Source organism: Peribacillus sp. SIMBA_075, from assembly GCF_046534585.1.
Genome location: NZ_JAWRYN010000891.1, coordinates 1 through 261, shown reverse-complemented (window position 1 = coordinate 261; position 261 = coordinate 1). Strand labels below are relative to the sequence as shown.

Genomic DNA, 261 nt, shown 5'->3' with positions numbered 1-261 from the left:
ATATCATCGAAAGAACCTTCTAAGTAAATTAATAAATCAGGATGAGGGAAGTAAGGAGTCATGACCATAGCGTCAAATAAACCTTTGTATGTTTCATAATCAGTTTCCGTCATTGTACCTTTTTCATGATGCATCTTTGCAAAAATTCCAGTGTCTTCATATATAGAGCGATCTTGAACAAAACCGCCACCGTATTCAAAAATTCTTTTTTGTTCTTTAAATCGTTCTGCTAAAAAGTACACTTGCAAGTGGAAGCTCCAG

The 261-nt window shown here is 34.9% G+C and carries 1 protein-coding gene; it reads right to left on the bottom strand.

All coding sequences use genetic code 11. The features are described from left to right. A partial coding sequence (locus tag SB775_RS30825; RefSeq protein ID WP_410865064.1) for a deoxynucleoside kinase occupies nucleotides 1-261 on the bottom strand: 261 nt, incomplete at both ends.